Here is a 22,009-nt window from a genome sequence, read left to right as displayed (position 1 = left end):
CGCTCCCCGGAGCCAGCAACGAGCGGTTTATGCCAGTCAATATTGCACCCTCCCGCAGCCTGTCTTCAGCGGACGCGCCGCTATGACGACGCTGTCTGCCACCTCATCCGCGGCCGGTACGGCCGTTCACTCGGCCTTGGCCTGTTGCCATCTGCTGCTGCAACTGACCGGGGAGCGCGTTGCGCCAACGGCGCAGCCGCCATCCCGGGACCCGTCCCCCTCGCAGGACCTGCGCCAGGCCCTCAGGGACTATGGGCGCAACGCCGGCGTTGATCTGCGTCTGGAGCGCCTGGCCTTGGCCCGATTGACCCCGAAGATGCTGCCCCTGGTCTGGCGCAGCCAGTGCGGCGATTTCAGGCTGCTGGCGCGGCTCTCGGACACCCAGGCGCTGGTGCAGCGCCCCTCAATGCCGACCCCGGACATGCTCGATCGCCGGCAGTTGGCCGAACAGTGGAGCGGGGAGGTGATCCGCCTGCGCCAGGGCGGCCTGCGCTTCGACCTGTCCTGGTTCATTCCGGAGCTGCTGCGCCACCGACGGATCCTCGGCGAGGTGCTGCTGTGCTCGCTGTTGCTGCAGGTGCTGGCCCTGGCGACACCGCTGTTCTTCCAGGCGGTGATGGACAAGGTCATGGTCCACCGGGCGCTGTCGACCCTGGATGTGCTGGTGATGACCCTGGTGCTGGTGGGGCTGTTCGAGGTCCTGCTCAAGGGCCTGCGCGAATACCTCTCGGCGCACACCGCCAACCGCATCGACATTGGCCTGGGGGTCAAGCTGTTCCGCCATCTGCTGGGCCTGCCGCTGCTGTACTTCAAGCAGCGGCAGGTAGGGGCGATCATCACCCGGGTCCAGGAGCTGGACAGCATCCGCGAGTTCCTCACCGGTTCCCTGCTGACCCTGTGCGTGGACGTTGCCTTCACCCTGGTGTTCTTCGCGGTCATGGCCTGGATCTCCTGGCCGCTGACCCTGCTGGTGCTGCTGACCCTGCCGCTCTACGGGCTGCTGGCCTGGTGCAGCAGCGGGCCGCTGGAGCAGCGCATCGAGCGCCAGTTCCAGAGCGCGGCGCGCAACACCGCCTTTCTCAATGAAAGCGTGAGCAGCAGCGAAACCATCAAGAGCCTGGCGGTGGAGCCACGCATGCAGCGGCGCTGGGAATCCCAGACCGCGGAAATGGTCGAGGCCGGGTTTGCCAGCCAGACCCTGGGCAGCGCCATCAGCCAGAGCGTGACGCTGTTGCAGAAAGTCACCGCGGTGGCGGTGATCTGCTGGGGCGCGAGCCGTGTCATCGAGCTGCAGATGACCATCGGCCAATTGATCGCCTTCAACATGATGCTGTCCCACGTCAGCCAGCCCATCGCCAAGCTGATCGAGGTCTGGCAGCAGTTCGTGCGGGTGCGGGTATCGGTGGACAAGCTGGGGGACATGCTCAACCTGCCGGTGGAACAGGCCGAGGACGATCAGCGCCCGCAGCAGCCGTTGCGCGGCGAGGTGCGCATCGAGCGGTTGGCCTTCCGCTACCGCCCGGAGCTGGCGCTGGTGCTGCGCGGCCTGGACCTGCACATCGGCGCCGGGCAGACCCTGGGCATCGTCGGGCCGTCCGGCTCGGGCAAGAGCACCCTGACCCGCCTGTTGCAGAAGCTCTACACCCCGGATGCCGGGCGCATCCTGATCGATGGCGTGCCCCTGGCGCAGTTGCCGCCGGCCTGGTTGCGCAGCCAGATCGGCGTGGTGCTGCAGGAAAACTACCTGTTCAACCGCAGCGTGCGGCACAACATCGCCTTGCGCCATCCCACGGCGTCCCTGGAAAGCGTGATCGACGCGGCGCGCCTGGCCGGGGCCCACGACTTCATCCTGCGTCTGCCCCTGGGCTACGACACGGTATTGGCCGAAGCCGGCAGCTCGCTGTCCGGTGGCCAGCGACAACGCATCGCCATCGCCCGGGCGCTGATGGGCGACCCGCGCCTGCTGATCTTCGACGAAGCCACCAGCGCCCTGGATGACGAATCCCAGGCGCTGATTCAGGACAACATGGCGCGCATCGCCCTGGGCCGCACGGTGATCATCATTGCCCATCGCCTGTCGGCGGTGCGCCATTGCCAGCGGATCATCGCCCTGGAGCAGGGGCGCATCAGCGAATCGGGCAGCCATCAGCAACTGTTGGCCAACGGCGGTTGCTACGCGCGGCTGTGGGCCTTGCAACAGGCGCTGCGCAAGGAGGACGCATGATGTTCGGTTCATTGATGTCCGCCTTGCGTCGTGCCCGTCAGCGCCTGGGCGAAGCCCCGGCACGGCTCAAGCGCAATCGCGACGAATACGAGTTCCAGCCCGGCTACCTGGAGATTGTCGAGCGTCCACCGGCGCCCTGGGCCCGGGCCACCGCGCTGCTGCTGATCTTCAGCATCCTGCTGGCCCTGGGCTGGGCCACCCTCGGTTTTCTCGACATCCATGCCAGCGCCGCCGGGCGCCTGATGGTCTCCAGCTACACCAAGGTGATCCAGGCTCACGAGGCGGGCGAAGTGCGGGCGATCCATGTGCGCGACGGCCAGCGGGTCAAGGCCGGCGAGGTGCTGGTGGCGCTGAACCCGATCGGCATCGAGGCCGAGTTGAGCGAGCTGCGGGCGCAGTTGGCCTTCAAGCGCCTGGAACTGGCCCGGGCCCGGGCGCTGCTGACCCCGCAGCCGCTGCTCAGCTACCAGGCGCCGCCGGGCCTGGACGCCGAGCAGGCCGAGGCGGCCCTGGAACAGCTGCGCAGCACCTGGAAGGAAATCAGCGCCAACCTCGACAGCCTCAACGCCGAAATCGCCATCAATCAGGCCAGCCAGCGTGCTCGGGGCAGCGAGATCAGTGCCCTGGGCAAGCTGGCCAGCAACGTGCGCAAACGGCTGCATGCGCGCCGGGCAATGGCCGCCGAGCAATTGATGCCCCTGGTCGAATTGCTTGAGCAGGAAAAGGAGCAACTGGAGGTGGAGCGTTCACTGGCCCAGCAACAGGCCGAGCTGCAAGTGCTCAAGGCCCAGGCCAACAACCGCCGCGAGCAGCGCGACAGCTTTCTGGCCCGCACCCAGCGTGAACAGCATGAAGTGCTCAACCGCAGCCAGCAGGACATCGCCGTGCTGGAGCAGCAACTGATTCGCGGCCGCGATCGCCAGCGCCTGCAGACCCTGCTGGCACCGGTGGACGGGGTGGTCCAGCAACTGGCGGTGCACACCCTGGGCGGCGCGGTGCAGGCGGCGCAGCAGTTGCTGGTGATTGTCCCCGAGGGCGCCGAGCTGGATGCCGAGGTCATGGTGCTGAACAAGGACGTGGGCTTCGTTCGCGCCGGCCAGCCCGTGGAGATCAAGGTGGATGCCTTTCCCTATACCCGCTACGGCACCTTGCGCGGCACGGTGGCCCATGTCTCCGGGGATGCCATCAAGGATGAGCAGTTGGGGCTGGTGTTCCCCACCCGTATCCGCCTGGAACGGGCGGCGATCGCCGCGGGGCAGGGCTGGATGCCCTTGCAGGCCGGCATGAGCGTGACCGGCGAGATCCGCACCGGCGAGCGGCGGGTGATCAATTACCTGCTGAGCCCGATCCGTGAGTATCAGTCCGAAGCGTTGCGGGAGCGTTGAGCATGACCACAGCCTGCCACCTGACCGGCGAACCCTCGCCGACCCTGCTCGACAGCGGCCTGCACGCCCTGGCCTGGGCCGCCCGGCGCTTTGACCTGAGCATCAGCGTGGCGCAGCTGGCGCACCGCCTGGGGCGGGTCGAGGGCCTGGCCGACAGCCTGGACCTGCGTCGCTGCGCCGGCTGGATCGGCCTGCGCGCCCGGGCCGTGCGCAGCCAGGTGCAGCGCCTGCAGCACCTGCCGTTGCCGGCCCTGCTGGAGACCACCCAGGGCTGGGCGGTGCTGGACGCGGTGGACGGCGACCAGTTGCGCATCTACTGGCCGCTGCAGGGCCAATGCCAGACCCTGACCCGCGGGGAACTGGCCTTGTGCTGGCCGGCCCGGGGCCAGGTGCTGTTGCTGGCCGAGCAGCATGTGCAGCCCAAGGCCCGGGGCTTCGGGGTGGGCTGGTTCCTGCCGTCGATCCTCAAGCACGGACGGCAGTTTCGCAGCGTGCTGCTGGTGTCGCTGATGCTGCAAGGGGTGGCCCTGGTGACCCCGTTGCTGTTCGAGAACATCATCGACCGGGTGCTGGTCAGCCGCGGCCTGTCGAGCCTGCAGGTGCTGGGCATGGCCATGCTGGCCCTGGCCCTGTTCGAACCGCTGTTCGGCCTGGTGCGTTCCTGGTTGTTCAGCAACGTGGCGAGCAAGATCAACGCCGAGTTGTCGGCCCGCCTGTACCAGCACCTGATCCAGCTGCCCCTGGGGTATTTCCAGGGGCGCCAGACCGGCGAGATCATCGCCCGGGTCGGCGAGATGCAGCAGATCCGCCAGTTCCTCACCGGCTCGGCCCTGACCCTGGTACTGGACCTGGCCTTCTGCGGGCTGTTCATCGCCGTGATGTACAGCTACGCGCCGTTGCTGACCTGGGTGGTGGTGGGCTCCCTGGCCCTGTACTTCCTGTTCTGGCTCTGTGTGGGGCCCTTGCTGCGCAGCCGCGCCCTGCGCGAGTACGAGTTGAACGCGGCCAACACCGCTTTTCTCACCGAGGCGGTGACCGGCATCGAGACGATCAAGACCGGGGCCATCGAAAACGGCTTCCAGCAGCAGTGGCAGCGCCAGCTGGCGGCCTATGTGCGCGCGGCGTTCCACACCCGCATCGTCGGCATCTGGGCCGGGCAGGGCATCGGCCTGATCCAGAAACTCACCGCGGCGCTGCTGCTGTGGTGGGGGGTGATGCTGGTCCTGGACGGCCAGTTGAGCCCCGGCCAGCTGGTGGCCTTCAACATGCTGGCCGGGCATGTGGTGGAGCCGATCCTGCGTCTGGCCCAGGTCTGGCAGGACTTCCAGCACACCCTGATTTCCCTGCGGCGCCTGGGCGACATCCTCGACACCGAGTGTGAAAGCGGCAGCGGCGGCCTGGCCTCGGTGCCGGCGCTGCAGGGCGGGGTGAGCTTCCAGGGGGTGCGCTTTCGCTACGCCGAAGACGGCCAGGAGGTGCTGCGCCAGCTTGACCTGGAGATCCGCCCGGGGGAGTTCGTCGGCATTACCGGGCCCTCCGGTTCCGGCAAGTCGACCCTGACCCGCCTGCTGCAGCGCCTCTACGTACCGCAGCACGGCCGGGTCATGGTGGACGGCATCGACCTGGCCATCGCCGACCCGGTGGCCCTGCGCCGCAACATGAGCGTGGTGCTGCAGGAAAGCGTGCTGTTCGCCGGCAGCGTGGCGCAGAACATCCGCCTGTGCCGGCCCCAGGCCAGCGATGCCGAGGTGCAGGACGCCGCCCGCCTGGCGGGGGCGGCGTCCTTTATCGAGGCCCTGGCCCAGGGCTACGAAACCCAGGTGGGCGAGCGCGGTGGCCAGCTTTCCGGCGGCCAGCGCCAGCGCATTGCCCTGGCCCGGGCGCTGCTCTGCAACCCCGGAATCCTCCTGCTGGATGAGGCCACCAGCGCCCTGGACTACGAGTCGGAGGCGGCGGTGATGGCCAACCTGCAGGACATCGCTCGGGGCCGCACGGTGATCAGCGTCGCCCATCGCCTCAACACCCTGCGCCATGCCGACCGGATCCTGGTCATCGACCAGGGGCGGGTGCTGGAACAAGGCACACACCAACAGCTGCTCGACCTCGACGGGCTGTATGCCCGGCAGTGGGCCCTGCAGATGAAGGATTGACCCCACCCACGGCAGGAGGACCCGCCCACCCGTCACGTCTCCCACCTCGCATTCCCCCAGGCGGCCTTTCGCAACGCGAAGGGCTTCGCGCAACACAGACAAAGGATCACTGCAATGGCTTTCCTGTCCAAGGATTTCACGCGCCTGCTCAACTCCCTGATCGATCAACAGATCCAGGCTTCAGGCCGGCAATCCGAATGGTTCAACATGAGCGCCGACGAGCGCGCCTCCTACCTCGCCCAGGTCGGCGACCGCCTGCTGGAGATGCAGCAGAGCACCCTGAGCGTGCTGGCCGCCCAGCACTTCCAGATGCAGGACAACCCGGTGTCGGTCGCCGACCAGTTGCAGACCCTGCAACAGCGGCGCAAAGAAATGGACGCCGTCCCCGACACCCCGGCCACCAGCGCCTACAAGCAGCAACTGGACCGGGACATCCTGTTGTACAGGCGCCAGGACGCGGCGCTCAGCCACTATGACAAGACCTGGAGCAAGGCGCTGAACATGCTCAGCCCCAATGGCGCCCAGCCGTTGGACGTCAAGGGCCTGAAGGCCGATGCGCTGGCCAAGCAGGACAAGCTTGGCGGGCGGATCAAGCGTCTGGAGCAGCAACTGAGCGCCCAGGTGGCCGACTCCACCTTCAACCAGGCCTACGTCACGCTGTTCGCCGAGTTGCAGGCCTACAAGGAGGTCAGCAGCCGCTACGACGCCTTGCTCAAGGCCGGGCCCAAGCAGCAGGCCGCGAGCCTGGGTGCACTGGCCAAGGCACCCCGGGCCTCCGACGACCTGCCGCTGAACATTTCCCTGTTGATGATGGAGGAGCGTCCCGGCTACATCCGCATGAACGTGGCGCTGGTCAATGCCAGCACCGACGGGCGCTTCAAGGACTTCTACCTGGACCACGGCCGGCTGGTGGTGCCCACCGACGGCGTGCTGAACTTCTCCTTCGGCACCGCGGCCCGTTCCCTGGCCTGGCAGCAGCAGTACCGGCTCAAGAGCGAGCCGCCGTCCATGCGCTCGCCGACCTATGCGCCGATCCGCTCGGTGCTGGTCAAGACCGGCTTCGTCGAACAGTACTTCGCCCACCACCTGGTGTCGGAAAGCGACCTGCGCGAAGGCTTCAAGGCCCAGTTGCTGAATGACGGCCACCGGCTGCTGCTGACCAACGTCGATCGCAAGGTGCCCAACCAGATCGGGATCCAGGTCTCGGGCCAGTCGCCCAGCACCAGCGTGCCCCGCGAAGTGCCCCTGGGCAGCGCCTTGGGCGAACTGATCAACCAGAACGCCGACATCACCAGCTTCCAGACCATCGGCCTGGAAGACTTCCGGCACAACAGTTACCAGCCGGACCGCGACGGGGTGTTCGTCAACATCCACGAACAGGAGCGGGCAGTGGGCTTTGCCGAGCGCCAGTACCTGCTGGAGATGCCCCAGGGCGGGGAGTTCCGCGCGGCCACGCCGTTTGCGCTGATGACCGTCGAGGGCGACAAGGTCAGCAGCAGCCACCTGAGCAAGGCCCAGACCGCCGCCTTGTACCAGTACAACGCGGCGTTCTTCGACACCCTGGAACAGCTGCGCAACGACGGCATCAAAGCCAGCCGCCTGTTCGAAGGCAGCCGCGAGCGCGCCACCTTCGTGCAGCAGTTGACCCGCCTGCTGCAACGCAACCACCTGACCCCGGCCGGGATACTGCTGCCACAGCACAGCCGCGACAGCCTGCGGGATATCAAGGGCAACAACCTGAACAAGGTACTCTGGGAGCAGGCCTTTGCCGCGTCGGTGTGGCAGAGCCGGGACAACGATGCCTTGCTGTTCGGCCTGGCCGACCAACTGGCGCACAGCCCGGCGCTGGCCAGGGTCCTGCAGGGCGGTTACCTGCAGAGCGACATTGCCCAGGCCAAGCTGCTGCTGGCGCCGCTCTACGAGCAATGGCGGGAGCAGGCGGTCACGGCGGAAAACCAGCGGGTCGCCAACGCCAACGCCGCCCTGCATTCGAGCAACCCGAAGCGGCACACCTTCGATCACGTGGCCGTGGAGCGCTCCCTGGACAGCCAGCTGCTGAACCTGCTGCTGCGCGGCCCCGCCGGGCTGCAGCCGGGCGATGCCGCCCTGCGCCCCAGCGTCGAGGCGCAGCTGTCCAGCGACCAGGGCCGCAGCCTGCGCAAGCAGGCGCTGTTCCATGCCCTGCGCCCGGTGGCCGACAGCCTTTCCAAGGCCGCGGTGCCGGTCAATGGCCACGCCGCACTGGCATCGCCCGATGGCGCCAACAAGCTGGTGATCAACAATCGGCTGAATCAGCCCGACCCCTACCTGATCCTCAACACCCAGCCGGAGCGGGCCCAGGCCGATGCGCCGTTGCTGATCGCGGACGACAAGTACCGCAGCTACAGCCAGTTCCGTCCCGACCCGGACAATCCCGCCACGCGCTACATGAACGACCTGGACACGCCGTTCGTGGGCGGCATTTCCGGAACCACCCAGACCGTCAGCAATGCCTTGCCGGAACTGTTCGGCCAAGGGCTGAGCGTCAAGCAGTACTGGCAGTTCCAGATGGCCAATGCGGCGTTCATGATCCGCAACGGCTATCACTCGTTCTTCGAGACCCTGTATGTCGCCGCCCGCTATGAACCCCAGGGCCCGGGCAGCATCGGCCCGCAGCTGCTGCAGATGTTCGACCGCTACCGCGCCGAGGGCAGCCAGGAGGCATTGCACGGCAAGCTGTACGACGGGGTGATGGCCCGGGTCCTGCCCATCGTCAATCAGGGCCGGGCGGCGAGCGAGGAGTTCCATCCGCCACGCTTCACCAGCGTCGGCCCGCTGCCCGCACTGCAGGGGCAGGCGCTGCAGGATCGGCAGCTCAAGGGGGGGCTGGCGTTGCAGGGGGCCGGTTTCGAAGCGCGCCAGGGCAGCGCCGACATCCGCGAGTTCGTCGCCGACCCGGTGCAGTTCGCCCGCAGCCACACCCTGAGTGCCGAGGCCCTGGTCAAGTCGGGACGCCTGCCGGCCCAGGGCCGTGTGCAACTGGTCAAGGTCGCGCCGGACCTGTACGAGCTCGAATACACCGAGCACGGCGCCAATGAGGTGGCCGGCAACAGCGCGCCGGCGTATTTCCTCGGCTACAACGGCCCCAACCAGGCCAATGCCGCGCCGGCCTACGTGGACATTCCCAAGCACGGGGCCGCGGGCAGCTTCCTGTTCACCGGCACCCTGTCGGGCTGCTCGCTGGTGGTGACCAGCCTGGACGCCAACACCTACCGGGTCTATCACGACGGCCGGGTCAACAGCTCGCTGCTGTACGACAACGTGGTGATGGCGGTGGACTACAAGGACTATCAGGTCGCCGGCACCGCCGAGGGCCTGGCCGCGGCCTACATGCAGTACGTCGATGGCCAGTGGCAGCTGGTGTTCCAGCGCCAGGAGTACCAGCGCCAAGGGCCGATGGTCTGGCCGAAGTTGCGCGATGGCGCCGAGCCCCTGGCGATCCAGACCGCCGACACCCAGGTGATGGAGCGCAACCGGGCCGAGTTCGCCGCCTACCGCGAGCAGGTGCAGCAGAACCTGAAAAAGGTCGCGGCCCAGTTCGGGGTGCCGGTCGACGGGGTGGCTGACGGTGTCTACGACAGTGGCGCCTTCTCTCCCGAGCATCCGGCGATCGCCGCCTGGAATCAGCTGCGTGAAGCCGTGCAGGCCCGGGTCAACGCCGATATCCAGCACCTGAGCGACCGGCGCTACCAGTTGCAGGAGCAGCGGCGCACCGCCGGCGACAAGGCGCTGATCGACCAGCAGATCCGGCAGATCAACCTGACCCAGGACTACTACCGGGCGCAGTACGAGCCGGTGCTGCGCGAAGCCGGCTCGGTGGAAAAGACCTGGCTCTGGCAGCAGATCAGGGCCAAGGAGGGCAGCGCCGCCGTGGTGCGCACCGACGACACGGCCATTCAGGGCGGTGGCGAGGAGCGAGCCAGCAGCATCGGCGAGCGCTATGCCACGGCCGAGGCCTACCAGCGCGGCGCGCGGGGCACGGCCTTCAGCGACGGCCTGCGGGATTATCGCCAGATCAAGATTCCCGGGGTGGACGACAAGATGTCCTCCCTGGACATGAAGCGGCTGTTCCTCGACGGCTCGCTCACGCCCCAGCAACGGGGTGCCCTGAGTGGCCGCATCAGTGAGACCGCCCAGGCCGAGTACATCGACAAGGTGCTGCGCCAGACTGCGGTGTTCAGCGAAGACTTCCAGAGCGCCGGCAGCGTCTTCGGCCAGCTGGCGCCTCAGGACTTCTACCTGTCCCTGGTGGGGGACCGCTCCGGCGGCCGTTGCTACCCGCTGGTGCGGGCCATGGCCGTGGCCCTGGCCAATGGCGGCGAGGCGGGGGTCAACAGCCTAGTGCAGAAGCTGTTCCTGGCCTCCGCCGACCCGCAGGCGGGCAGCTCGACCCTGCTCAAGAACAGCCTGATCCGCCTGCACTCCAACGTCGAGGCGGTGCAGGCGTCGACGCCGCTGGGGCAGCTCAAGCTGACCGAGGTGGTGGCGCGGCTGGCCGCCAGCAAGGGCCCGGCGATGTTCGCCCTCAATACCCAGAACCACTCGATGATGGTGGGCAGCACCACCACCGCCGAGGGGCAGCGCTACTACTTCTATGACCCCAACGTGGGGATCTTTGCCTTCGATTCCACCCAGGGCCTGTCCCAGGCCATGCAACAGCACCTGGTGAAGCGCAAGCTGGCCGCCCACTACGGCGCGTTCGGCAGCCAGTCGCTGCCTGCCTTCAACCTCATCGAGATCGACACCGGCAAGATGGCCGAGGTGCCGGTGGGCAATGGCCTGAACGTCGCCGACCTGTCCCGTCCCGAGGAACTGGCCGGGGTCATCGGCCAGCGCCGTCAGGTCGAGCAGGCGCTGGACGCCCGGCAGCGCATCAGTGACGACCTGCGCCTGGGCGCGGCACTCACCACCTTCGACGCCGAGCAGTGGGGCGCGCGCTTCGACGCCGCCAGCAGCCGGCTGGCCCGGGAGCACCAGCTGGGCAGCCAGTGGATACCGATCATCGCCACAACCGAGGAGCGGAAGGAGGGCGGCTATCGGGTGCAATTCATCAACCGCGACCAGCCCGAGCACACCCGCTGGCTGAGCACCGACGACGGCACCTTTGTCGAGTTCCGCCGTTTCGTCGATGAGCACATGCGCGTATTCACCGAACACTTCACCCTGGAACACGGCCAGATCCGGCCGCGGGCCGGGGTCGGCGAGGCGCCGGCGGTGGACGGCCTGAACGCCGGCTTCGCGGTGCAGACGCTGATCCAGTGGTTTGCCGACAAGCACCGCCAGGACGCGGCCCAGGGCAGCACTTCGGCGGATTTGGCCACGGCATTGAAGATCCACAGCTACCTGGGCCTGGTGCAGATCGGCCATGGCACCGTGCAGGATGTGGCCAAGGTCACCGAGCTGGTGCAGACCGCGTTGCGCGGCGAGGCCCTGGCCGCCGAAACCTCCCTCAAGGACTTTGCCTCGACCCTGGGGCATACGGTCAACGAAGGCGCCGGCCTGCTGTTTGGTGGGGCCATGGTGGGCCTGGACGCCTATGAACTGGCCCATGCCGAGAACGACGTGCAAAAGGCCGTGTTCGGCACCCAGCTGGCGTTCGACTCGGCCAGTTTCGTCACCGGCGCGGCCGGGGTCGGCGCCGGTCTGCTCGGGGCCTCGACGGCGGCCGCGGTGCTGGGCGGCGCGGGGGTGATCCTCGGCGGCCTGGCGGTGGGTTTCACCGCGCTGGCCCAGGCCTTTGGCGCGGTGGCCGAAGACGCCAAGGCGGTGGGGCGCTACTTCGACACGCTGGATCAGGCCTACAAGGGCAACGGCTACCGTTACGACGCCGACAAACAGGTGCTGGTGCCCCTGGCCGGCGCGGTGGTCAAGACCCTGGACCTGCGCAACAACCAGATCGCTTTCGACAGCCAGTACATCTACCGTACCCACCACGGTTCCACCGGTTCCGGGGCGATCAACTACTTCTTCTGGGCCGGGGATTTCCCGCGGATGATCCACGACCGCAGCCAGGCGATCGAGGTGCGCAGCGGCATCGGCTACCCCCAGGCGTCGCAGGCCCTGGCCCATGGCGAAAGCTCGGCGGTGATTCTGCCGGGCACGCCCAAGTCCTACATCAGCTACGAGTACATGATCCTGCCGGGGGCCACCACCCGGCATGACACCGGCTTCGACGTGATCCGCCGGCTGGAGAACGACCGGCGCTTCGACTACGACTTCTACATCTTCCCCAGCGAGGAGACGATCCGGCGCATTCACCAGGAATACGTCGACACCCCGATCCAGGTACTGCTCGATGGCCATGACCGCCAACTGGTGATTCCTGAGCTGCCCAAGGAGCTGTACGGCTACCTCAACTACCAGATCAAGGGCGCCGGCGGGCGCTATCTGGTGGGGCTCAACGAGGGCACCCGGGTCGAGCTTGCCAGCGAGGCCGGCAGCACGCCGTCGCGCTGGATCATCGACAGCAGCCAGCTGCAGAGCGAAACCATCAGCGTGTCCAAGGGCCAACTGACGGTCGGCGGGGTGGTGGTCAAGCTCGACCCGGCGAGCAATGGCCAAGTGCTGGTGGTCAACGCCAGGGGCGAAGTGCGCGAGGTGGACTTCGCCGGCATGACGGCCCAGGTGGTGGAAGAAGACGCGAAGCACTGGCAGTTGCCCGGCCAGCGCATCGAGCAGCACCTGAGCGAGCTGGCCAAGGCCCATCAACTGCACGGCCAGTACGTGGTCGTGGACAACTACAGCCATGCCGGGCGCAACGTCGGCCGGGCCTACTACGACGTGGCCAAGGACCGCATGCTGTTCACCGACACGGCGCTGGAACAGGCCCGCAACGCCCAGTTGGGCGCGGTGATCGGCGAGCACGCCTACTTTGTCGACGCCGAGAACGCCGCGGCCTGGCGGGTGGAGATCGCCACGGGCAAGGTCGATGTCCAATTCAACCCGCCGTTCAACCACAGCGCCGGGCGGATCAGCCGCTTCTGGCAGGAGGGCGACGCGGTCTATCTGGCCCGGCGTTATCAGCTCAAGGAGCGCGAGGCCGAGCTGAACTTCCGCATCCTCGGCGACCGCATGGAACTGGTGGGGGTGGTGGGCGATGAAGCGCTGCTGCAGCTCTCGGCCCGCACCGACCAGCATGGCGACCCTCTCACGACCCTGTTGCAGGGCTACAAGGCACAGGCCACGGAGCGCGACACCCCGGTGTACAGCCTTGGCGCGCCACTGATGGACCCGAGCCCCGCGGCGCTGGTGACGCTGTTTGGCCTCGACCGGGACAAGGTCGCGCACCGCTACTGGGTCCGCACCAGCGACGGCACCCTGATCAAACCGAACCTGGCACCGCCGTCCGCTCAGGAGCCGCTGCTGGATGCCCAGGGCAAACCCCGGAGCGCTTGGCCGATCCCGGCAGACCTGGTGTTCGCCGGCAGCCTGATGCAGAGCGCTGGCCAGGAAGTGTTCTTCTTCTACAGCCAGCAGCACAAGGCGCTGTTCCGCCAGGAAGGGCCGGGGCAGAAGGTCCTCGACGCCAGCCAGCCGAGCGCCTTGCGCCTGGCCACGCCGACCCTGGCCAATGTGCTGCAGCTCAACGGCCATCTGCTGGCCGTGACCGAGGATGGGCGGGTGGCACGGATCGAGGCCACGGGACGCCTGAGCTATGAAGCGGTCAACGAGCATTGGCTCAAGAACCACGCCAACTGGTGGCAGGAGCTGGCCACTGTCAACGGCCGCAACGCCACCCTGGCGGTGTTCGGGGTCAAGGCCGCGGACGGCAAGACGGCATTGGCGGTGTGGTACCACAACGGCCAGGTGGTGGTGGCCGAGGCTGCGCTGCAAGGCAAGCCGCTGCAGTTCCTCGGCTTCGACAGCACAAGTGGCAGTGCGCGGCTGTTCGAGCCCGAGAGCGGCTCGCTGTACCTGCAGGCGCCGATGAGTCCGCAAGCGCTGGCGTCGGCCTTTGCCGGCGACCAGGTGCTGGAGGCCGCGGCGCAACTGCCGGCGGCCACGCGGCTGATGCCCGAGGTGCCGCTGCGCTCGGCGGTGCAGGTGGATGCTGGCTTGCGCCTGACCACGGTGCAGGGGGAAATCCTCTTGCGCGACCACGACGGCAAGGTGCAACTGGTGGCGCTCGACAAGGGCTGGCAGCAGGCGCACCTGGCCACGCTGCCCCAGGCGCTGGCGGCAGTCGCCGGGCACTGGGGCGCCCAGGGCGTGTTGACCTTGCAGGACCGCGGCGCCCAGGGCTGGTTCGATATCGCCAGCGGCCAGGTGTTCGCCAGCAGCGGCATTGCCAACGCCAGCGAGCTGCGGTTTATCGGCGTTGCCGCTGAGTCGTCGCGCTCGGCCTACGCCTTCAGTCCCACGGAACAGGCGCTGTACAAGGTCAAGGGCGGGGCGGCGCAGAAGCTCGGCCATTACGGCAATGTCCAGCGTATCGGCAGCTCGCTGCTGCTGCAGGGCGGGGGCGGTGCTCGCCGGGATGAACTGGCGCCGCCGTTGCTGGCCGGGGTCGACAGCCTGGTGCTGCACGGCGGCGGCGCTGACGACACCTATCATCGGTGATCAGTGTCGATTATCTGTTGAAGGGCTTTGCCCAGGCGGGGCTGTCCCAGGACGCTGTGTTCGAGCTGTCCTCGCGCGAGCGCCAGCCCGTGCCGGACAAGGCTGCAAACGCCGCGCTGGCGACCGTCGAAGGCCCCCGCCTGGCCAAGCTGAGCGGGGCCATGGCGGCCTTTGCCGACACCGGCGGTGCCCGTGAGCTGCTACCGCATGATCGCCAGGCGGCGCAGGCGGTGCTGGTGCCACCGTTGAGCTGACCGCAGGGGAGTTACCACAGGAGGGGCGCCCAGCCTCTCCTGTCTCCCGGCCTCCGAATCACTTCCCTATGTAGAACCCACCATGATCAACCCGATGATTTCGCGGCAGCGCGCCCTTGCCGGCTGGCTGCCTGTCTTGGTGCTGCTGGCCGTTGCCCCGGCCCAGGCCGTTCAACCGCCGCCCCAGACGCTGCCCAGCGACCTGTGGCGGGTGTACCTGGATACCCGGCAGAACAACAGCGAACTGGCGGCGGCCCGCGCCGACCAGGCCGCCCGCGCCGAGGCGCTGCCCCAGGCCCGGGCCGGGCTGCTGCCGACGCTGTCGGCCAGCGCCGACCTCAACAGCACCAGCACCTCCCTGCAACAACCGCGGCAGGACACCCAGCGCAGCAGCACCAGCTACCAGGCGGTGCTCAACCAGCCGGTCTTTCGCGTCGATCGCTGGTTCACCTTCAAGGCGGCCCAAGCCGAAGACCGGCAGGCCCGGCTGGAGCTGGCCGCGGCCGAGCAGAAACTCATGCTCGACAGCGCCCAGGCCTATTTCGGCCTGCTCAAGGCCCAGGACGCCCTGGCCGCGGCCAAGGCCGAGGAAGCAGCGCTCAAGCGCCAGCAGCAACTGGCCGAGCGAGGCCTGCAACTGGGCCTGTCGGACCGTACCGACGTGCTCCAGGCCCAGGCCGGGCATGACACGGCGCGGGCCAATCGGATCGTCGCGCAAAAGCACACCGACGATGCCTTCGAAGCCCTGGACACCCTGACGCACCAGCAGTACCAGGCGATCCAGGGCGTGCGGCACGACATGCCGGTGCTCTTGCCCGAGCCCAACGAGGCGCGGCGCTGGGTCGACACCGCGGTGCGCCAGAACCTGACCCTGCTGGCCAGCCAGCACGCCCTGGACGCGACCCTGCAGACCCTGCGCGCGCGCAAGGCCGGGCACGCCCCGACCCTGGACGCGGTGGTGCGCTACCAGACCGGCGACAACGACGGCCTGGGCTACGGCAACAGCGACATTCGCGGTAACGGCTATGGCGGCACGGTGCAGCAGCGCAGTGTCGGGCTGCAGTTGAATATTCCGTTGTTCAGTGGCGGCCAGACCCGCTCCCAGGTACGCGAAGCCCACCAGCGGATGAATCAGCGCGAGTACCTCAACGACAACTTGCAGCGTCAGGTGGTGGAGCAGACCCGCAACCTGCATCGCGGCCTCAACAGCGCGGTGGATCAGGTCCAGGCGCGACGCCAGTCGATCATCTCCAACCAGGGCGCGGTGCTGGCCTCGCAGTTGGGTTTTCAGGTCGGCACCCGCAACATCGTCGACGTGCTGGAGGCGCAGCGCCAGCTGTACAACGCCGTGCGCCAGTACAACGACAGCCGCTATGACTACATCCTCGACACCCTGCGGCTCAAGCAAGCGGTGGGCACCCTGTCGCCCCAGGACCTCAAGGCGCTTGGTGATTACCTCAAGGCCGACTACGATCCGGACCGCGATTTTCTGCCGCCGGAGTTTCCACGCCGGTTGGCAAGACGCTGAAGGGGCAGGGCAGCAGGCCGGGCCAGCGTCGACGCACAGGGATTCAGCAGTCAAAGGGGCAAGCGGTTGTACAGGTTATTGGAGTTCTTCGACGGCCACCGACGGTGCTGCTACGCCCTGGGCGTAGTGCTCGCGGTGGCGGCGGCAGTGGCGCTGGGCAACTACTACCGGCTGCAGGTCGAGGACGTCTACCAGGCCAGCCTGCAGTTGCAGACAAGGGAGCGCGCCCAGGACCTGGAACAATGGAAATCCAGCGGTTTTGCCATTGGCGCGCTGTCGATCCTGGGCCGTCACAACCCGGCGCTGAAGCGGGTGGTGCTGGAGCCCCGGCCCTCGGCCGAGCTGATGGAGCGGGCCAGCATTCCCCTCAAGACCCTGTCCATGGTGGTGGGGGCCAACCACGCGTTCGTGCTCAACCGGGACGGGGTGGTGGTGGCGGCCCATGATCATCAGGGGCGCCTGCCGCTGGGGCAGAACGTGGCCTTCCGGCCCTACTTCAAGGTGGCCCTCAAGGGCGGCACCAGTGTCTACGGGGCAATCAGCGTGACCACCGGCACCCGCATGTTCTACATGGCGGTGCCGATCTTCGAGTCGCGCACCCGACAGGACCAGGTGATCGGCGTGCTGGTGGCGCGCTTTGACGGCGAAATGCTCGATGACAGCCTGGGCAAGCCCCACAGCGACGACCTGAAGATGATCCTCTCGCCCAGCGGCGTGGTGCTGGCCGCCAGCGCCCCGGCCCTGGTGCTCAAGTCCGACCGGGCCTGGCCGTGGAACCGCTTCACCGGCGAGATCCGCCGCCAGTTCAGCGACTATCCGTTTGCCAACGGCGTGCCCGAACGGCTGCCCTTCGATGCCCGGCAGCGCGTGGTCACGCTGGACGGCCGGCGCTACGGCCTGTCCCGGGTGGAGTTCGACTGGAACGACCCCAGCGGCCCCTGGAGCCTGATCTCCCTGGGCGACCTGGATGCGCTGTTGCCGGTGGAACAGGTGCTGCTGCTCGAAGCCTTGAGCACCCTGGTGTTCCTGCTGTTGCTCTGGGGCGGCCTGCGGCGGCTGGCCGATGCCCGGCGGCACAAGCGCGACGTGGCGCAGATCGAAGAGAGCGAACAGCGCCTGGACATGGCCCTGCAAAGCGGCGCGCTGGGGCTGTGGGACTGGAACATCAGCCAGGGGACGGTGATCAACAACGATGTGTGGCTGCAGATTCTCGGCTACAGCAAGCAGGAAATGCAGCAGACCTTCGGCCATGGCCTGGAGCGCTGGGTGTGCCTGGTGCATCCGGACGACTATGGGCCGGTCATGGCCCGGCTCCAGGCCCACCTCAACGATGAAGTCGGCGAGTACCGCGCCGAATACCGCATGCGCCACAAGAACGGCCAATGGCTGTGGGTGCTGGACATCGGCAAGATCATGCAGCGTGACGCCCACGGTGCCCCGGCGCGGGTCACCGGGGTGCTGCACGACATCAGCGAGCGCAAGGCCGTGGAAACCCAGATCCAGCAGTCCCGGCGCGACGCCGAGCTGGCGACCCAGGCCAAGTCGGAGTTTCTCGACTGCATGTCCCACGAGATCCGCACCCCGCTGAACGCCATCATCGGCATGGCCCATCTGGCCCTGGACCTGCCGCTGGAACGCCAGCCCCGGGACTACCTGGAGAAGATCGACCGGGCGGCCAAAAAGCTGGTGGGCACCATCAACGGCGTGCTCGACCTGTCGAAGATCGAAGCCGGCAAGCTGAGCCTGGAGCAAGTCGGCTTCAACCTGCGGGAACTGGTGGATGACGTGCTGCTGCTGGTGCGCCAGCGCGCCGCGGACAAGGGCCTGCGCTTGCTGCTGGAGATCCCCCCGGCGCTGCCCAGCCATTACCTTGGTGACCCGCTGCGCCTGGCCCAGGTGCTGACCAACCTGGTGGACAACGCGATCAAGTTCACCGAGGCAGGCCAGGTCTGCATCGGCGTGTGCCTGATGCGCCAGTGGGACGACCGGGTGCTGCTGCGCCTGAGCGTCACCGACACCGGGGTGGGCTTGAGCGACGAGCAGCAGGCCCGGCTGTTCAATGCCTTTGTCCAGGCTGACCGCTCCATCAGCCGACGCTACGGCGGCAGCGGCCTGGGGCTGAACATCGCGAAGAAAATCGTGCAGATGATGCAGGGCGATATCGAGGTCAAGAGCCAGCTGGGGCAGGGCGCGGCGTTCCACTTCACCGTGCAGTTGCAGCTGCCCCAGGCACCGCTGGCCGGTAGCAATGGCGCGCCCAGCCGCGCACCGGGAGCGCGTCCGGTCAGCGAACATGCCCGGCTGCTGGCGGGCAGCCGGGTGCTGGTGGTGGAGGACAACCCGTTGAACCGGGATGTGTTGCAGGGCCTGCTGCGGCAGGTGGGGGTGCAGGCGGTGCTGGCAGCCAACGGCGCCGAGGCCTTGCGCCTGTTGCGCGCCGCGCCGCACTTCGACGCGGTGCTGATGGACTGCCAGATGCCGGTCATGGACGGCTTCGGCACTGCGCAGCAGATCCGCGCTTGTCCGCACTGGCAGGCGCTGCCGATCATTGCCGTGACCGCCTGCAGTCCGGCCGATGTGCAGGGCAGGGCGCTGGCGGCGGGAATGAATGACCTGCTGAGCAAGCCGCTGGACGTCGACGAACTCTATCGCACGCTGGTGCGCTGGATCAGGCAGCTGGACCTGCCGCCGGCGCCCCCCCCGGCCCGCCTGCCCGACAACGGCCCGGGGCGGGTCTACCGAGGCGTCGACCCGGTGCTGGGACTGGCGCTGGTGAACCAGGACCTGGCGCTGCAGCACAAGCTGCTGGCCGGTTTTCGCCACAGCCAGCAGTCGATCATCGAACGCCTGCGGCTTGCCGAGGCGGCCGGGGACTGGCAGGCCATCGGCTTTTTGGCCCACAGCCTGCAAGGGTCGGCCGGCAGCATCGGCGCCACGGCGGTCAGGCACGCCGCCCGGCAACTGGAGGAGCAGTGCGCGGCACGGGCCGACCTTCGACCGCCGATCGAGCACCTGGCGCAGTGCCTGGCACCGCTACTGGCCGACTTGCAGGAGCTGCCGCCGGTTTCCGACGGTCAGCCGGCACCGCCCCATCAGGCGCTGAGCGCCGAGCAACTTCTGCAGGTGGAGCGGCTGGCCAGCGTGCTGCGCGAGCACAATGCCCAGGCCCTGGCGCTGATCGATGCGCTGTGCGCGCAGCACCCGGGCAGCGGCTTGCAGGCGATTCAGGAGCAGATCTACCGGCTGGAGTTCCAGCAGGCCCATGACCTGCTGCTGGACTGGCGCGCTGCCCGGGCCTAGCCCGCGTCCCGGGTCAGGGCCTGATAGCGGGCCATGCGGTCGCTGCAGTGCTCGACCAGGCACTGATGCAAGGCGCGCAGCGACGCGGTGATGTGCGAGCGGTGCGAAACCACCAGGCTCAGCGGCGCGGCATCGGACTGCCAGCCGGGCAACAGCGGGCGCAGGCGACCGGCGAGCAGGTCTTCGACCACATTGAGCAGCGGCAGGTTGACCACGCCCTGGCCGGCCAGCGCCCAGCGCCGCGCCACGTCGCCGTCATCACAGCAGAAGTGTCCCTGCACCGGGACGTCCTCGACGCTGCCGTGGGCATGGAAGCGCCAACGACTTTCCGGCCGGCCGATGCTGTGGCAGATGATGCATTCGTGTTCGCTCAGCTGTTGCGGCGAGGTGGGCGCGCCATGTTCCGCCAGGTAGGCGGGCGCGGCGCAGGCGATGAACGAGTGCTGCTTGAGCACCGGCAACTCCACCAGGTCCAGCGCCAGGCTCTTGCCGTAGCGCAACGCGGCGTCGAAACGGCCCTTGAGCAGGTCTTCTTCCTTGTCGCTCAGCGCCAGCTTGATGTACATCTGCGGCCGCTCCTGCTTGAGCCGGGCCAGCATCTCCAGCAGCAGGTTGCGCCCCAGGTCGGAGGACACCGTGAGTTCCAGCATGCCGTCGTCGTGGCTCAGGGAGCGCTTGCCGGCGGCGAGAATCTTCAGGGCGTGCTGGGCGCTTTCCAGGTAGCGGGCGCCTTCGGGGGTGAGCTTCATGGTCCGGGTCGAGCGGGTGAACAGGCGCACGCCGAGTCGGTTCTCCAGGCGCTTGAGCCCCAGGCTGGCGGCCGCCGGAGTGATCGACAGGACGCGAGCGGCGGGGGACAGGCCCTCCAGCTCGGCAATCAGAATGAACAGCTCCAGGTCTGCGAAGTTAGGCATGGGCGAGGGTCACAGTCCGTTCAAGGGGCATGAAAGGTCTGTGCCGCATTCAGCAAGGCCGCCGAAAGCGCTTGCGGGTCACCGGCGATGCACGGCTCGAACCCCGGTTGCCGGAGCATCCGCGCCATGGCCCGGGCGTGCCGCGCGGGGAGGGCTTCGGCACTGGCCTGGAGCAGGCTCAGGTGGTAGTCCAGCGCCAGGGCGAACAGCCGGGCCGCCAGGGGCAGCGGCTCCGTGCTGTCCTGGCTGGCAGAGCCGCGCAGCAGGGCATCGGCGTGGGTGAGTTGCCAGGCCAGGTTGAGGATCGGGTCCTCGGGCTCGGCGTGGGCGAGAATCTCCTCGATCAGCAAGCGGCTGCGCACCAGGGCCTGATCGATCGCGCTGCCGGGCGGGTTGAGGCCCATCAGCGCCAGGCAGGCAGCGCTGCGAAAGGCCGCGGGGTCGCTCTGGGTCACACTGCTGTCCAGCACGATTGCCAGGGTCTCAAGCAGCGCCTCAAGGTGGATCTGCCGGTTGTCGGCCAGTTGCAGGGCCAGCGCGCCGATGAACCCGTCGCGCATGTCGGTGCCGGCCGAGGGGCCGCTGCCCGCTTGCGGGCCATGCAGGGGCTTGTTGCGGTATCCCAGTTGCGTGGCGACCCGGGCCAGCACCACCGGCGGCGAAATCGGCTTGGCAATGTAGTCGGCGGCCCCCAGCAGCAGGCCCAGGCGCTCGTCTTCGACACTGCTGCGCGAGGTCAGGAAAATCACCGGGATGGCGGCGGTCGCCGGGTGGCTCTTGAGCTCGCTGAGCACCTGGAAACCGTCCATTTCGGGCATCAGGATATCGAGGATGATCAGGTCGGGGCTGGCACTGCGCGCCAGGGCCAGGCCGCGCTGGCTGTCCTTGGCCAGCAGCACCTCGTATTCACTGGTCAAGGCATTGGACAGCAGGATCAACGATTGCGGATCGTCGTCGATCGCCAGGAGGGTATAGGGCTTGGGAGCATGCTCTGCGGGCATGACGAGGGGCCTGGAAAAAAGAGGCCGGCAGTCTAGCGTATTTGGCCGATCCAGGCCTAGCGCGCGGCCGGCAAGGTCACGGCCGCGGCCGCTTCACCGGCCGCGCCGCGACCGGCCCGGGGCCTTATTCCAGGTGATCGCACAGATGTTCGGCTTCGATGATGGTTTCGCCCAGGGAGTGGAAGTAGGCCCGCCAGAATTGCACCGCTTCCTGCGCCGCTTCCCGGTCATTGAGGCATTCGATTTCAAAGATGTCGGTGCCTTGCAGTGGCCGGGTCTCGCGCCAGAGCTGCAGCGCCGGGTCGGGGGTGTCCTGGATCCGCTGCAACAGGCGGTTTTCGTGATCCTTGATGTCGTCGAGTACATAGTCGACGAACAGGCAGTAGTCGTTTGCCGGGCAGACGCCAAAGATGTGAAAACGATCCGTGTTGGGAGTGCTCATGAAGGTCATCCTCTTTCATGATGGCAGTGTGCCAAGGCTCGATTGGCACCCAGGCCGTTAGCCTAATACCGATCCGAAAATTTTCAATTGTGAATTTTTTTGTGGCGTCGAAGAGCCTTCCGCGACGGCTCGCAACCCTTGAAACAGAGCTGCGCCGGGGGTGGCGGCAGTCTGTCGGGTGAGGTTCGGACAGGCCATGGGGCCTTGATGTGT

8 protein-coding genes and 1 pseudogene are annotated in these 22,009 nt (G+C 67.7%); 6 read left to right on the top strand and 3 right to left on the bottom strand.

Going from position 1 to position 22,009, the window contains the following annotated elements:
- The first annotated feature begins 82 nt into the window (after nt 1–82).
- The 6 genes and pseudogenes from ACMGG8_RS19760 (at nt 83) to ACMGG8_RS19735 (ending at nt 19,439) form a co-directional block, all read left to right on the top strand.
- Nucleotides 83–2,224 (top strand): peptidase domain-containing ABC transporter, encoded by a 2,142-nt coding sequence (locus ACMGG8_RS19760; protein ID WP_414158237.1) that lies wholly within the window; start codon nt 83–85, stop codon nt 2,222–2,224.
- Nucleotides 2,221–3,609 carry an HlyD family type I secretion periplasmic adaptor subunit gene (locus ACMGG8_RS19755; RefSeq protein WP_414158236.1) on the top strand — a complete coding sequence of 463 codons (1,389 nt, stop codon included), beginning with the start codon at nt 2,221–2,223 and terminating at the stop codon, nt 3,607–3,609. Before ACMGG8_RS19760 ends, ACMGG8_RS19755 begins: the two co-directional genes overlap by 4 nt.
- Nucleotides 3,610–3,611: 2 nt before the next feature.
- Nucleotides 3,612–5,759 carry a type I secretion system permease/ATPase gene (locus tag ACMGG8_RS19750; RefSeq protein WP_414158235.1) on the top strand — a complete coding sequence of 716 codons (2,148 nt, stop codon included), beginning with the start codon at nt 3,612–3,614 and terminating at the stop codon, nt 5,757–5,759.
- Nucleotides 5,760–5,873: 114 nt separating this feature from the next.
- A pseudogene (locus ACMGG8_RS19745) lies at nt 5,874–14,611 on the top strand (TcdA/TcdB pore-forming domain-containing protein).
- A gap of 82 nt (nt 14,612–14,693) precedes the next feature.
- On the top strand, nt 14,694–16,139 hold the full coding sequence (locus ACMGG8_RS19740) for a TolC family outer membrane protein (RefSeq protein WP_060839234.1): 1,446 nt from the start codon (nt 14,694–14,696) through the stop codon (nt 16,137–16,139).
- Nucleotides 16,140–16,217: 78 nt separating this feature from the next.
- Complete coding sequence (locus ACMGG8_RS19735) at nt 16,218–19,439, top strand: ATP-binding protein (RefSeq protein ID WP_414159958.1); 3,222 nt, start codon at nt 16,218–16,220, stop codon at nt 19,437–19,439.
- On the opposite strand, the gene ACMGG8_RS19730 is transcribed toward ACMGG8_RS19735, so the two are convergent.
- The 3 genes from ACMGG8_RS19730 to ACMGG8_RS19720 all read right to left on the bottom strand — a co-directional run bounded on the left by ACMGG8_RS19730 (nt 19,436) and on the right by ACMGG8_RS19720 (nt 21,796).
- Nucleotides 19,436–20,353 carry a LysR family transcriptional regulator gene (locus tag ACMGG8_RS19730; protein ID WP_060839236.1) on the bottom strand — a complete coding sequence of 306 codons (918 nt, stop codon included), beginning with the start codon at nt 20,351–20,353 and terminating at the stop codon, nt 19,436–19,438. The genes ACMGG8_RS19735 and ACMGG8_RS19730 overlap by 4 nt on opposite strands.
- 20 nt (nt 20,354–20,373) lie before the next feature.
- Nucleotides 20,374–21,354 carry a two-component system response regulator gene (locus tag ACMGG8_RS19725; protein WP_414158234.1) on the bottom strand — a complete coding sequence of 327 codons (981 nt, stop codon included), beginning with the start codon at nt 21,352–21,354 and terminating at the stop codon, nt 20,374–20,376.
- Nucleotides 21,355–21,478: 124 nt separating this feature from the next.
- A complete protein-coding gene (locus ACMGG8_RS19720) occupies nt 21,479–21,796 on the bottom strand; it encodes a hypothetical protein (protein WP_414158233.1) in 318 nt (105 codons plus the stop codon).
- Nucleotides 21,797–22,009 lie beyond the last annotated feature (213 nt).

The organism is Pseudomonas sp. BNK-45 (genome assembly GCF_047456255.1).
Taxonomy (GTDB): Bacteria; Pseudomonadota; Gammaproteobacteria; order Pseudomonadales; family Pseudomonadaceae; genus Aquipseudomonas.
The sequence above is the reverse complement of the archived record's forward strand: the minus strand, read 5'-3'. Positions and strand labels throughout refer to the sequence as shown.